The 13,988-nt window shown below is 66.9% G+C and carries 8 protein-coding genes; 5 read left to right on the forward strand and 3 right to left on the reverse strand.

Annotated features, from left to right (window positions below):
* The first annotated feature begins 4 nt into the window (after positions 1 to 4).
* From HZA32_14400 to HZA32_14420, 5 genes are all read left to right on the forward strand, one after another.
* Positions 5 to 2,608, forward strand: coding sequence for a hypothetical protein (locus HZA32_14400; GenBank protein MBI5425266.1), 2,604 nt, complete (start codon positions 5 to 7; stop codon positions 2,606 to 2,608).
* A 6-nt stretch (positions 2,609 to 2,614) separates the two neighbouring features.
* Positions 2,615 to 5,464, forward strand: a complete 2,850-nt coding sequence (locus HZA32_14405) for a glycoside hydrolase family 2 (protein MBI5425267.1) — start codon at positions 2,615 to 2,617, stop codon at positions 5,462 to 5,464.
* Positions 5,461 to 8,694: a DUF4982 domain-containing protein gene (locus HZA32_14410; protein ID MBI5425268.1), complete on the forward strand. Its 3,234-nt coding sequence runs from the start codon at positions 5,461 to 5,463 to the stop codon at positions 8,692 to 8,694. The genes HZA32_14405 and HZA32_14410 overlap by 4 nt, the downstream gene beginning before the upstream one ends.
* 20 nt (positions 8,695 to 8,714) lie before the next feature.
* Complete coding sequence (locus tag HZA32_14415) at positions 8,715 to 9,623, forward strand: sugar phosphate isomerase/epimerase (GenBank protein MBI5425269.1); 909 nt, start codon at positions 8,715 to 8,717, stop codon at positions 9,621 to 9,623.
* 138 nt (positions 9,624 to 9,761) lie between these two features.
* Positions 9,762 to 10,010, forward strand: coding sequence for a hypothetical protein (locus HZA32_14420; protein ID MBI5425270.1), 249 nt, complete (start codon positions 9,762 to 9,764; stop codon positions 10,008 to 10,010).
* 428 nt (positions 10,011 to 10,438) lie between these two features.
* On the opposite strand, the gene rhaM is transcribed toward HZA32_14420, so the two are convergent.
* The 3 genes from rhaM to HZA32_14435 are packed head-to-tail and all read right to left on the reverse strand — an operon-like array spanning position 10,439 to position 13,939.
* Positions 10,439 to 10,753: an L-rhamnose mutarotase gene (gene rhaM, locus HZA32_14425; GenBank protein MBI5425271.1), complete on the reverse strand. Its 315-nt coding sequence runs from the start codon at positions 10,751 to 10,753 to the stop codon at positions 10,439 to 10,441.
* A 10-nt stretch (positions 10,754 to 10,763) separates the two neighbouring features.
* Positions 10,764 to 12,035 carry a Gfo/Idh/MocA family oxidoreductase gene (locus HZA32_14430; protein MBI5425272.1) on the reverse strand — a complete coding sequence of 424 codons (1,272 nt, stop codon included), beginning with the start codon at positions 12,033 to 12,035 and terminating at the stop codon, positions 10,764 to 10,766.
* Positions 11,918 to 13,939 (reverse strand): hypothetical protein, encoded by a 2,022-nt coding sequence (locus tag HZA32_14435; protein ID MBI5425273.1) that lies wholly within the window; start codon positions 13,937 to 13,939, stop codon positions 11,918 to 11,920. Before HZA32_14435 ends, HZA32_14430 begins: the two co-directional genes overlap by 118 nt.
* Positions 13,940 to 13,988 lie beyond the last annotated feature (49 nt).

Consider the following 13,988-nt stretch of genomic DNA (forward strand, 5'->3'; position numbering starts at 1 on the left):
AACCATGCTCGTCCGCTTTTTCGCCGTCCTGCTTTGCTGCACGCTCACCGCGCGGGCCGCGATCACACTCCCTGAAAGCCCCTCGCCACGCGTGCGCTACGGCGCGGAGCGCTTGGAGAAATCGCTCAAGGCAGGCTCGCCTCGCATTGTTCTCTCCCACGACGTCCTGCTCGGCGGAAAAATCGGCGCCGAAGGTTTCCAGATCAGGACCGAGCGTAACGGCTCCGTGATCATCGCGGCGCTCGAAGACTCCGGCTTTCTCTACGGCTGCCTCGAGCTCGCCGAGCGCTTGAAGTCCGGTCAGCCGATCCCCGAGAACTTCACCGACGCCCCGCAATTCGTCCTGCGCGGCCCGTGCATCGGGATGCAGAAGACTTACCTGCTCCCCGGCCGCAAGGTCTACGAATATCCCTACACGCCCGCGGAATTCCCGTTTTTCTACGACAAGGCCACGTGGACCGAATACCTCGACTACCTCGCGAGCTTGCGGATGAACACGCTCTACCTGTGGAATGGCCATCCGTTCGCTTCGCTGGTGAAACTGCCCGAGTATCCGGAGGCATTGGAGGTTTCGCCGGAAGTTTTCGCGCGCAACGTCGAGATGTTCCGCTGGCTCGCCGCCGAGTGCGACCGCCGCGGCATCTGGCTCGTGCAGCAGTTCTACAGCATCCTCATCTCGAAACCGCTCGCGGAGAAACACGGCCTCTCCACGCAACTCTCCGCCTGGAACGATCTCGCCGCCGACTACACGCGCAAATCCATCGCCGCCTTCGTCCGCGAGTATCCCAACGTCGGCCTCATGCCATGCCTCGGTGAAGCGTTGCAGGAGCAGGCGACGCAAACGCGCTGGATGACCGACGTCATCCTGCCCGGCGTGAAGGACGGCATGGCCGCCGCCGGACTCGCGCACGAGCCGCCGGTCATCATGCGCACGCACGCCACCGACGCCACCAAGGTCATGCCCGAGGCGCTGCAGGTTTACCGCAACCTCTACACCGAGGCGAAATTCAACGGCGAATCGCTCACCACGTGGGAACCGCGCGGCGTCCGCCAGCAACTCCACCTCGCGATGAGCCGCCTCGGCTCCACGCACATCGCCAACGTCCACATCCTCGCGAACCTCGAACCGTTCCGTTACGGCGACGTCGAGTTCATCCAGAAATCCGTCGTCGCCATGCGCGACCGCCTCGGCGCCCATGGCGTGCATCTTTATCCGCTGTTCTATTGGGATTGGCCGTATTCTCCGGACATCGTCACTCCGCCTACCGTTGTAGCCGGGGTCGCCGACCCCGGCCCGGCCTCGCCGAGGCCGGCCTCATCGCTCAAGCAATGGGAGCGCGACTGGATCTGGTTCGAGGCTTGGGCGCGCTACGCGTGGAATCCCGACCGCCCCGCCGGCGCCGAGCGCACCTACTGGATCGCCCGCCTCGCCGAGCGCTACGGCCCCGCCGCTGCGCCACACATTCTCGACGCCTACAACGCCGCTGGCGAGTGCGCCCCGCGCATCCTGCGCCGCTACGGCATCACCGAGGGCAACCGTCAGACGATGTCGCTCGGCATGACGCTCGATCAGCTCGTGCGCCCGGAAAAATACCGCGAGTTCCCGGAGCTTTGGGAATCGCAGTCGCCCCCGGGCGAACGTCTGAAGGAATTCGCGGAGCGCGAAGCGAAGAACCTGCCGCACATCGGCGAAACGCCGCCGCAGATTAACCTGGAGATCTTGGATTTTTCGGCGCGGGCGTTAAACGCCATCATCGAAGCGGAACCACTCGTGACCCAAAACCGCGAGGAGTTCCGACGCCTCTACAACGACATCTATTGCCTTTCGGCCTTATCTTCCAGTTACGCCGCAAAAGCGACCGCGGCGCTTGAGGTTCTCCGCTACGAACACACGAAGGACATCGCACACATGCGCCGCGCGGAGCTGCATCTCGATATGAGCCTTCAAGCCTACCGCACGCTCACCGCGCTCACGAAGAACACCTACAAGGCCGCCAACTCCATGCAGACCGCCCAACGCCGCGTCCCGTTTCCCGGCGGCGTCGGCGGCAAGGCCGCGAACTATCATTGGACGCAGCTCCTGCCGCTCTACGAGAAGGAGCTGGCCGACTTCCGCGCGCAAGTCGCCGCGCTCGCCAATCCCGCCGCCGGCCGCACCCACGCGCCGCTCGCGCCCGCGGAGTTCAAACTGCTCACGCCAGGCCTCGAGGCTTTCACGGCGCAGGTGGGCAACACGGCCTTCAGCGACAGCGACGCGGTGATAACCTCCCTCGCACCCGAACTCGAGGGCCTCCAAGGCATCAAGCTCTCGCTCGCCGCGACACGCTCGGCCGCGCCGCTCAAAATCCAGTTCTCCTGCGCCAAACCGGTGCGCGTGCTCGTCGGCTACTTCCAGGCGAGCGGCCCTGAGTGGCGCAAGGCGCCCGAACTCGAGACGGATGCCACGGCCGGCGAACGCGGTGGCGTCGAAGCGCTGCTCACGCGCGCCGTCGAATTCGACTCTCTGCCCGCTTTGAATATCCACGCATTCGACTACCCCGCCGGCACGCACACACTGGACGTGCGCGGCACCGGCGCGTTCGCCATCCTCGGCATCGTTCAACCCTAGTCCGCCATGCGCCTCGTCCTCCGTCTTCTCGCCGCCTCGCTGCTCGCGCTCGCCGTTTCCCAAGTCGAAATCGACGGCGCCACGCTAAAGACCGAAACACTCTACCTCTCCGGCACCGGCAGCCACGACGCCGTCGCGTGGGACTTCTTCTGCACCGGCGGGCGCAACAGCGGCTTCTGGACGAAAATCGCCGTGCCGTCGTGCTGGGAACAACAGGGCTTCGGCACCTACGACTACGGCGTCGAACTCAAGCCGAGCAAGCGCCTCACCACCCAGCAGCGCGTGCCCGACGAGCAGGGCCTCTATCGACGCGAGTTCACCGTCCCCGCCGAGTGGCGCGGCCGCGTGGTGCGTCTCGTTTTCGACGGCGTCCTCACCGACACCGAGGTGAAGCTCAACGGCCAGCTCGTCGGCCCGGTCCACCAAGGCGGCTTCTACCAATTCCGTTACGACATCACGGACAAACTTCGCTTCGACGCGCCCAATCTCCTCGAAGTCGCCGTCAGCAAACATTCCGCCAACGCTTCGATCAACATCGCCGAGCGCATGGGCGATTACTGGAACTTCGGCGGCATCTTCCGCCCCGTGCGCCTCGAGGCGCTGCCGCAGCAATTCATCGAGCGCGTGGCGATCGACGCGCGCGCCGACGGAGCGTTCCGCGCGGATGTTTTCCTCGGCGGCAATCTCCCCGCCGGCAACCAGGTCGTCGCGCAGATCAAATCCCTCGCCGGCGAGCCCGTCGGTGCGCCGCTCTCCGCCGCGGTGGCGAGCGGCGAGCATCAGGTCACGTTGCGCGGGCAAATCCCCGCGCCCGCGACTTGGACCGCCGAGACGCCCAACCTCTATCTCGTCGACGTCACGCTGAACGCCGGCACGTTCGTCCCGTCGGGCCACACGCTCACGCAGCGCTTCGGCTTCCGCACGTTCGAGCTGCGCCCGGGCGATGGCTTTTATCTGAATGGCCGCAAGATCGTCCTTAAGGGCGTGAATCGCCACAGCTTCTGGCCTGAGACGGGCCGCACGCTCTCGCCCGAGCGTCACCGCGAAGACGTCCGCCTCATGAAGGAGGCCAACCTGAACGCCGTGCGCATGTCGCATTACCCGCCCGACGCGGAGTTCCTCGACCTCTGCGACGAGGCCGGGCTCTACGTGCTCGACGAACTCGGCGGCTGGCAGGGCAGCTACGACACGGAGACGGGACGCCGTCTGATCGCGCAGATGGTCGCGCGCGACGTGAATCACCCGAGCATTCTCTTTTGGGACAACGGCAACGAAGGCGGCTGGAACACGGAGGTCGACGACGAGTTCGCGAAGCACGATCCGCAGCAGCGGCCCGTCCTCCACCCCGGCCCCTTGTCGCCGCCATTCTCGTTCCGCGGCGTCAACACCCGCCACTACCGCGAATACGACGAGACCGCGACGTTCACCGGTGGCCCCGACATCTTCCTGCCGACCGAATTTCTCCATGGCCTCTTCGACGGTGGCCACGGCGCCGGGCTCGACGACTTCTGGCCGCTGATGAGCGAGAAGCCGCACGCCGCCGGCGGTTTCCTCTGGTCGTGGATGGACGAGGCCGTCGCCCGCACGGACGAAAACGGTCGCCTCGACGCGAAGCGCGACCTCGCTCCCGACGGCATCGTCGGCCCGCACCACGAGAAGGAAGGCAGCTTCTACACCGTGCGCGAAATCTGGTCGCCGGTGCAGATTCCGGTGCGCGAGCTGCCCGCGGATTTCTCCGGCGCGCTGCCCGTCCGCAACCGCTACGACTTTCTCAATCTCTCCGCCGTCACGTTCGAGTGGCGCTTGATGAAATTCGCGCCGCCGGGCGCGCCGCTGTTCCACCGCACGCTGCTCGCGCTCGGTCGTTTCGCCGGTCCGGACGTCGCCGCGCGCGCCGACGGTGAACTCAAGCTCGCGCTCCCCGCCGACTGGCGCGACGCCGACGTGCTCTTCCTCACCGCGCTCGATGCGCGGCAGCGCGAACTCTGGACGTGGTCCTGGCGCTGGAAATCCGGGGCTGCCGCGATCGGCGTGGCCCAGGAAACGCAGAGCGCCGTGACGCTCACGCAAAACAGCTCCGAGATCGTCGCCACCACCGGCCGCAATACCGTCCGCTTTTCGGCGTTAACCGGCCGGCTCACCGCGCTCGAACGCGACGGCCACCCGCTCTCGCTCGGCAACGGCCCGCGGCTCGTCGCGTTTCGGCGGCAAGAACGCACGTTCCAACCCGTCGCGCCCGCCACCGGCAAGCTTGTCAGCCTGCAGGCGAAGATGGACGGCACTTCCGCCGTCGTGACCGCGGTCTCCGACGGCGGCGTGCGCACGGCCTGCTGGACGATCGCGCCGAGCGGCGATGTGCGCCTCGACTACGAGTTCGATGGCCCGGGCGCGGTCGACATTCTCGGCGTCGATTTCGATTACCCCGAAGAGAAGGTGAAATCCAAGGAGTGGTTCGGCGATGGCCCGTATCGCGTGTGGGCCAACCGCCTCAAGGGCGGCTCGCTCTGGCGTTGGGACACCGAATACAACGACAACGTCCCCGGCCAGACGTGGCAGCTCCCCGAGTTTAAGGGCTGGTTCGCGCGCTGGCAATGGATGGCGCTGACGACGACCGAAGGCCGTTTCGCGCTGCTCAACGACGGCGGCTCGCCCTACGTCGGCGTCTACTCGCCGCGCGACGGCAAGAACAACCCCGTGCTCACGCTCCCGCGCCTCGGCCTCGGCGTCTACCAAGTCATCCCCGCCATCGGCACGAAGGGCTCGCTGCCCTCGAACCTCGGCCCGCAAGGCCAGCCGCAGAACATCACGGGCCCCGTGAAGGGCTCGCTCGTGATCCGCTTGCTCGATCAACCGTGAGTCTCCGTCCGCCAGCAGGTAGGGCGAACCGTCCCGGTGAGCCGCTCGCAACCGATACCGCGGATCACGCCCGCGAATCGCCGCGGCTCGTCGGGGACGACTCGCCCTACCGCCGCCTGTGCGCCTTCGCGTTCTTCCTCTGCGCACTTCTCGTCGCTCACGCCACGACCGAACTTCCCGCCGGCCCGCGCCGCGAATGGCCGCTCGCCGGCGGCTGGCGCACCGCGATGGACGAGACGAATCGCGCTCGCTTCGATGGCTTCGAGCAACCGGCGTTCGACGACTCCGCGTGGCAAACCGTCGCCGTGCCGCACAACTGGGACGACTACGCCGGCCTGCGCCGCCTCGTGCACGGCAATCTCCACGGCTACGCGTGGTATCGCCGCACGTTCGAAGTGCCCGACTTCGCCGGCCGCCGCGTCTTCCTGTTCTTCGAAGGCGTAGGCTCCTACGCGACCGTCTGGGTGAACGGCCAACTCGCCGGGAAGCACGTCGGCGGACGAACGACCTTCACGCTCGAAGTCACGGACCTCGTCCATTTCGACGCGCCCAACGTTCTGGCCGTCCGCGCCGATCACCCGGCGGGCATCACCGATCTGCCGTGGGTGTGCGGCGGCTGCTCGAGCGCACCCGGCTTTTCGGAGGGCAGTCAGCCGATGGGAATTTTCCGCCCTGTCACCCTCTATACGACGGACGAAGTGCGCGTCGCCCCCTTTGGCGTGCATGTCTGGAACGACACGGAGGCGACCGCCCGCGCGGCGACGCTGCACTACACGATCGACCTGGACGGCATCCACGGCCCGCGCTCCCTCGTCGTCGAAAACCGGGTTCTCGACGCGCAGGGCAAGATCCTCGTGACCCACCAAGCTCCCGTGCGCTTCCCCGGACAATCGACGACGCTCCGGAATTCGCTGCCGCTCGGTTACGTGACCTTGTGGTCCGCGGAGCAGCCTTACCTCTACACGCTCGAAACCACCGTGCGCGACAGCGGGAATCGCATCTTCGATCGCGTCCGAACCCCCTTCGGCATCCGCACGATCCACTGGCCCGCGCCGGACGCGCCGCTGCCCGCGCCGTTTTTGCTGAACGGAAAACCCGTCTTCCTCAACGGCACCTGCGAATACGAGCACAACCTCGGCGCGAGCCACGCTTTCAGCGCGGAACAGATCGCCGCGCGCGTCGCGCAGATCCGCGCCGCCGGCTTCAACGCCTTCCGCGACGCGCACCAGCCGCACAATCTCCGCTACCAAACCTACTGGGATCGCGACGGCGTATTGTGGTGGCCGCAGTTCGCCGCGCAGGTGTGGTTCGACACGCCGGAGTTCCGCGCGAATTTCAATCAGCTGCTGCGCGAGTGGGTGCGCGAGCGCCGCAACAGCCCGTCGCTCGTCCTCTGGGGCCTCGCCAACGAGAGCAAGCTGCCCGCCGACTTCGCCGCCGAGTGCGTCGCGCTCATCCGCGAACTCGACCCGACAACCTCTTCGCAACGCCTCGTCACCACCTGCAACGCCGGCAAAGGCACCGACTGGAACGTGCCGCAAAACTGGTCCGGCACCTACGGCGGCAAGCCGGAGGAATACGCGGAGGACCTGAAACGCCAGCGCCTCGTCGGCGAATACGGCGCGTGGCGCAGTCTCGGCCTGCACTCCGAAGGCGGCTTCATTGCCGACGGCCCGCGCAGTGAATCGCGCGCGGATGCCCTGCTCGCCACGAAGATTCGCCTCGCCGAATCCGTGCGCGCCGAGGTGCCCGGACACTTCCACTGGCTCTTCGTCACGCACGAGAATCCGGGCCGCGAGATCGGCTCGAAAGGCCAGCAAGGCAGCGACGGCTGGCCCGAACTCGACCGCCTTGGCCCCGCCAACAACAAGGGCCTGCTCACGCTTTGGGGCGAGCCCACCGACGCGTTCTTCCTCTACCGCGCCAGCTACGCGCCGAAGACCGATCCGATGGTCTACATCGTCTCGCACACCTGGCCCGACCGCTGGGACGCGCCGGGTGTGAAGCGCGGCCTCGAGGTTTACTCGAATTGCGACGAGGTTGAGCTCTTCAACGGCGCCGGCACGCGCTCCCTCGGCATCCGCCACCAAGGCGGACCGGGCGTGCCCTTCCGTTGGGACGACGTCGAAATCGCGACCGACCTCCTCTACGCCGAGGGCCGCATCGGCGGCAAAACGCTCGCGCGCGACGCGATCTACCTGCGCAACCTGCCCGCCGCGCCCGCCGCGGAGCGCCAGGCACTGGTCGGAGAAGAGACCGTCTCGACGCGCGGCGCGACCGACTGGAACTACCTCTATCGCGTGAACTGCGGCGGCCCGGACCTCGTCGACTCGCACGGCCAAACCTGGTTCGCCGATCGCGATCTCGCGCCGGGCGATTCGTGGGGCGCACGCTCGTGGGCGGCCGACTATCCCGCCCTGCCGCCGCGCTTCGGAAGCCAGCGTCAGTTTTTCGAGCCTGTGCGGGGCACGCGCGACGAAACGCTTTTCCAGACGTATCGCTACGGACGCGAGAAGCTCCGCTATGAGTTCGCCGTCCCGCCGGGCGACTACCGCGTCGAACTCTACTTCGTGGAACCGTGGTATGGCCGCGGCGGCGCCCAATGCGATAGCGCGGGCGGCGGCGGCGCGCGCGGCTGGCGACTCTTCGACGTCGCCGTGAACGGCGTCACGGCGCTGCGCGATGTCGATCTCTGGGCCGAGGCCGGCTATGCGCACGCAGTGAAGAAAGTCGTCGACGCCACCGTGCGCGACGGGCGCCTCGTGATCGCGTTCCCGCGCGTCGCCTCCTACCAGGCGGTCATCTCCGCCATCGCCATCGCCACACGCGATCCGCACGCGCGACTGGCTCAACCCCAGCAACGCTCGGTCGCGCCGCCGCAAAAATCGGCCACGCTTTCGGTCGCCGATGCATCCGCAGCCGCGCAAATGCTCCCTGCCTCCGCCGCCACGCGCAAAGGCAACGAACTCGTCTGGACCGTGCGCCTCGGCCTCGGCGGCGCGCACGATTTCGCGCTGCGCTACACGAACGCGGGCGAGAGCCGCGACGTGGAGTTCCGCATTCTCGCCGCCGACGGCTCACTCATCGATCACCGCCTGCTGCGCCTGCCGCCGGCGAGCGAGCCGCGCGAGGTGCGCATCGACGGCGTCGGCATGAACGCCGGCGACTTCAGCGTCATCGTCTCGCCCATCACCGGACCGCTTACGGTCGAGGCGCTGCGCGCGAACTGACTCCCAAGATGAAACCACTCATGCTCACTAAGACCTCACTAATCCTGCTCTGCATTAGTGCCTCATTAGTGTGCATCAGTGGCTTTTCCGCCGAAGCGTCCGCTCCGCCGACTGACGCGCGCTACCCAGTGGCCGTCTGCGATTGGATGATTCTCAAGCGCCAGAAGCTGGGCGCCTTCAAGCTCGCCCGCGAAGTCGGCGCGGACGGCGTCGAAGTGGACATGGGCGGGCTCGGCAACCGCGCGACGTTCGACAGCAAGCTCGGTGATCCGGCGGTGCGCGCGCAATTTCTCGCCGAGGCGAAAAAATACGGGCTGCGCATCAGCTCCGTCGCGATGTCGGGCTTCTACGCGCAATCCTTCGCCGAGCGCGACGGCGTCGAGCGCATGGTGCAGGACGCGATCGACACCGCGGTGGCACTGAAGGTCCGCGTGCTATTCCTTCCTCTCGGCGTGCAGAGCGACCTCGCCAAACGCCCCGAATTGCGCCCCGCCGTGGTCGCACGCCTCCGCGATGCCGGCCGCCGAGCCGAGGCCGCCGGCGTGGTCATCGGTGTTGAAACCTCGCTCGACGCGCCGGCCGAAGCCGCGCTGCTCGACCAGATCGCGAGTCCCGCGATCAAGAGCTACTTCAACTTCTCCAACGCGCTCCAGAGCGGCCGCGACGTCCATGCGGAGCTCCGCGCGCTCGGCCGCGACCGCATCGTCCAGATCCACGCGTCCAACACCGACGGGCATTGGTTGGAAAAGGACCCGCAGGTCGACTTGCCGGCCATCCGCCGCACGCTCGACGAGATGGGTTGGCGCGGCTGGCTCGTCGTGGAGCGCTCGCGCGACGCGGAGCGCCCCACCGACGTGCGCTACAACTTCACCGCCAACGTCGCTTACCTGCACCGGATTTTCGGCGGGGACGCGACCGCGACTCGCTGAAGTTCCGCCGCCCCGCCAGCGAAGGCACAACCAGTGGTCGCCGCGACGCGGGGGTCACCGACAAAGGGCGGCAAGCCTCCGACAAAGGCCGCGCATCGCCCGGCGTCCCTTTGGGCTATCCTGCGGGCGTTTCCCGCCATGAACACCAAGCCCACGCTCCTCGCCAAGTCCCTCGTCGCCGCCTTCAGTTTTGCGCTGATGGCCGCCGTTCCGCTGCTGACCGTCCAATACGCGGTGGCCGCCCACGCCGAGACGAAGGCCCCGGAGGCCGCCAAGGCCCCATGCCCGCGCACTTGCCCGACCGGGGAAAAGAAGGCGTGCACGAAAGAGAGCGGAAACTGTTCCCAGCAGGGCTCCTGCAAAGCCGAGAACTGCGGCAAGAAGTAAGTCCGCCGGCCGGTCCACCCAACCCGGCCTGAGGCGCTCGAGTCGCCTCCTCCCTCACCAAAAAAGTGAAGGCCGCGTCGGGGATCGAACCCGAGGGGCTATCATCCCCTGCCATCCCAGCGTGCAGCGCAGCCTGGCTTCAACGTAGCGTAATACGCCCGCGTGCGAAACGCAGGGAATGCGCTTCACGCTGCATCGGTTGCGCCCCCCGCCAAGGGTTCACTCCCCGTGTTTACTGCAATCCCCGATCACGAGCCACGCCAGCACAGCGGCGGACCCGAGAAAAATCCACACGGTTAGGTCAAATGACATGCCTGTTCGATGCGGCGCTCGCTGTTTCGTTCAAAATTTCTTCCGCCTGACGCATTTGGGGAGGTTTTCGCGGTTCCCACGCCGCCGGCTCGCTCCCGCGCGCTCCCCCGCCCTCCTCAGTCGAGGTGGAACACCTCGCGCAGCTCCCGCGAGATCGGGCTGTTGTCCGGGTTGCTGGGCATGATCTCGCGCATGTGCGCCCACCATTTGCCGCATTCCGGCGTTTGCGCGATGGCGGCCCAGCGCGCTTCGTCCTCGATTTCCACGTAGCCGAACAGCTGGCGCGTGCCCGCATCGAGGAAGATCGTGTAGTTGTGGACGCCATGGCGTTTCAGGACCGCCTCGAGTTCGGGCCAGATCGGCTGGTGCCGGCGGGCGTATTCGGCCTCCTGGCCGGCGTTCACGGACATCACGAAGGCTTTTCGGATCATGGCTGAAAAATCACGCGCGCACCGCCGCCGGCAACGACCGATCGTGGAACGCACGCTGCAAAATCTCCTCCAACCCCGGCGAACAGAACATCGGTTCGCCTCCGCCCTGCCGCGGTCGGCTCTCCACCCCGCCGGGTGCCGGTGTGATCTCGGCCACCGCGTGCACGCGCTCCACCAGTTCCGTCTGGCGCAGCGCAATCTCCGGGGTGCACACGAACGCCTGGGCGTCTTCCAACCGCCGCAACACCGCGCGCATCATCTCCGTGCGCGTCACGCTGGTTTCCGGCAGCGGGATGCACTCCGTCGCACCCGCCTGCGTCACGATCACGCACTCGCGCTCATGCCGCCAGACGATCTGGCCGTTCTCGCCCTCGATGACGATCTCCGGCTCGCGCACCACCGGCGAGGCATGCGTGACACCGAACCACAGCGCCACGCCGTCCGTCGTCTCCGCGCGGACCACGCCCGTGTCGAAACTCTCGATCGAGTTCGTCCGCCACAGCACCGCGTCGACATTCCGCGTCTGCGCCGACACCGCGAACTCCCGCCCCGCAAAGAACAGCCCGAGGTTCACGAAGTGCGCGAAGGCGTTGTTCAGCGGCGAATCCAGCACGAGCGCTCCGTCGGCGCGCAGGCGCCCGGCCCAGCTGTTGCGCGAGAAATAGCTCGCCGGACGCGGCCACAGGCCGAGCAGGCGCACCGAACGAATGGGGCCGATCGCACCGTCGAGGAGCTTGTGCTTCACCCGCTGCGCCTCGGGCGCGTAGATGTCCTGAAAACCCACCGCCACGAACCGCTGCGCCGCCGCCGCTGCCGCCTGCACCTCGTGCACCTCGGCCACCGACGCCGCCAGCGGCTTTTCCACCAGCACGTTCATGCCCGCCCGCAACGCCGCGACGGTCATCCGGGTGTGCCACGCGATGCCGGTCGGAATCAGGCACAGATCGATCCGCCCCGCCTCGGCGCGCAGCATCTCCTCGTAGTTGCCGTAAATGCGACACCCATCCGCCTCGAGCGCGCGCACGTTGGCGGCTTCCTCCTGCGGATTGATCACCACCGCGGCGGCGAGCGCCAGCCGATCCGCCGCTTCGCGGGCGAGCCCCAGATGAATCCGGCCGTAACCGGAGATGCCGATAATCGCGGCGCGAGAGCGAACAGGTGCCTTCATCGTCCAGAAGCGAGTTTCAGAACCAGCACGAAAAGCGCGATGATGCCGCCGGAGACCGCGCAGCAGACCGCGAAGCCCACCGCGTCCTCCCGCGTCCAGCGCGCGAACTCCCAATCCGTGCGCGGGAAGAGCTTGGTGTGATCGAAACGCGTTGGCGCGCGGCGCGTCTTCTCGACCTCCTCCGCGTCGAGCTCCGGCGTCTCCGCCACCGGCGTCTTCATCTTGCCGTAGAAGAAATCCGTGCGCGCCTTCTCGGTGCGCGGCGTGAAATAGCTGACGAGGATCAGCAGCAGGAACGGGAACATGCCGTCGACGAAGAACTGCGCCGTCTCGCGCCCGTTCGGAGTCAGCCGCGCGGTGTTCACGCCCACGCGGTCGAGCAGCCAGCACTCGAAGTTGAAGCGCCCCTTGCCCTCCAGCGCGCTGTCCTCGCGGGTCGGATCGGTGCGCACCAGCTGCCGCCAATAGACCGGCGTCGGCCGCCCGTCGGTGCCCGTCCCGGTGATCGCAAGCGACGGCGCCTGGCGAATCGCGGGAACGAAGTCGCTCACCAGCGGAACCACGAGGATCGCCAGCACGCTGACGATCACGGAAACCCACACCGCCTGCGCCGTGAGCCTCCGCCAGAAAAAGATCATGAACACCGCCGCGCCGAACGGCACGTTCACCGTCAGCACCAGCACGACGATCGCCTGCAGGTTGTCCATCAGGATCGCCGAGACGACGCCCATCGCCAGCACCGCCACCACCGTCAGCCGCGCCGCCACCAGCGCCTGCTCCGACGTCGCATCCGGCCGGAAGTGCCGGTAGAAATTCCGCACCGCGAGCGACGAGATCGCCAGCGCCTTGGCCGCCAGCGTCGACATCGTGCCGGCCAACACGCCCGCGAGCATCAGGCCGACGAGGCCCGGCCCGAGCAGCTGCTTCGACATCGTGCCCCACGTCATGTCCGGATCGGACAACCCGCCGACGCCGAACATCGCGATCGCGATCAACCCCGTGAACGCCCACAGGATGATCATGAACCGCTTCAGGTAATTGCCGGTCACACCGAAGCGCGCCGCGAACTCGTTCTTCGCGGAACCGAAGATCGTCATGTTGTGGCTCAGGGCGTGGATTTGCACGATGCTGACGAGCAGCACCGCCGCGATGAACCACAGCGAAATGCCCGGCCCGGCGAACAGGTCCGTCATCTGCTGCGGCACGCGCTGCGCGAATTCCTTCCATCCTCCGATCGCCGCGATGCCCGTCGGGATGAGGATCACGGAAAAGACGATGATCAGCACGCTCTGCAGTCCCTCGTTCACCGCCGCCGCCGACATGCCGCCGAGCACGATGTAGGCGCCCACGATCGCCGTGAACGCGAGGTAGAATGGCACCGGGTTGAGCAACGTGATGTAGTTGCGCAGCTCGCCGCGCGCGTATTGGTCGCGCAGATCGGTCAGCTCCGCCTGCTGCGCCGCCGCGAGCGGACCCGCCGTCGCCGCGCGCTCGAGCTTCTTGTATTGCTCGTAGCGTTGCACCGACACCTGCTCGGCGACCGTCATCTGCACCTCGGTCTTCACCACGAGTGACGATGCGATCTTGTAGGCGACGAAATTCGCGAAACCGAGAAACACGCACGCCACCGCCACCTGGCTCAGCGTATAGAGGCGGCTGAGCCCGCGGCTCGCGAAGCGATCCTCGAACAAGTCGGCGGACGTCATCAGCCGCACGCGCCGGAACCACACGTTCATGAACCAAAAATACGGATTCATGAACACGGTCTGGAAAGAGAACCACACGCCCGCCACGCCGCGCTGGTAGACGAGGCTCGCCGTGCTCACCGCGCCCTGCGGCTCGGTCGCGTTGCCGAACGAGAGGAAGAACTGGTAGAGTTTGCCCAGCTTCCGGCCCGCGAGGAAGAAGCCCTCCTCGCTCTTCGTCGCTTTCGACGCTCGCTGCCCGATCATGATGACCGCCGCGAAATAGGCGGCGACCACCGCGATGTCCAACCAGTGCAGGCTGCCGAAGATCATCAGAGTTTTGGGGTGTGGCGAGGGAGCGACGGAACCGCACTCACAGGCG

It is taken from the genome of Opitutia bacterium (genome assembly GCA_016217545.1).
Classification (GTDB): domain Bacteria; phylum Verrucomicrobiota; class Verrucomicrobiia; order Opitutales; family Opitutaceae; genus Didemnitutus.

What these genes read in the sequence shown, in the direction of transcription:
- HZA32_14400 (MBI5425266.1), top strand. Translation starts at nt 5, where the DNA reads ATGCTCGTCCGCTTTTTCGCCGTCCTGCTTTGCTGCACGCTCACCGCG.
- HZA32_14405 (MBI5425267.1), top strand. Translation starts at nt 2,615, where the DNA reads ATGCGCCTCGTCCTCCGTCTTCTCGCCGCCTCGCTGCTCGCGCTCGCC.
- HZA32_14415 (MBI5425269.1), top strand. Translation starts at nt 8,715, where the DNA reads ATGCTCACTAAGACCTCACTAATCCTGCTCTGCATTAGTGCCTCATTA.
- HZA32_14420 (MBI5425270.1), top strand. Translation starts at nt 9,762, where the DNA reads ATGAACACCAAGCCCACGCTCCTCGCCAAGTCCCTCGTCGCCGCCTTC.
- rhaM (MBI5425271.1), bottom strand. Translation starts at nt 10,753, where the DNA reads ATGATCCGAAAAGCCTTCGTGATGTCCGTGAACGCCGGCCAGGAGGCC.
- HZA32_14435 (MBI5425273.1), bottom strand. Translation starts at nt 13,939, where the DNA reads ATGATCTTCGGCAGCCTGCACTGGTTGGACATCGCGGTGGTCGCCGCC.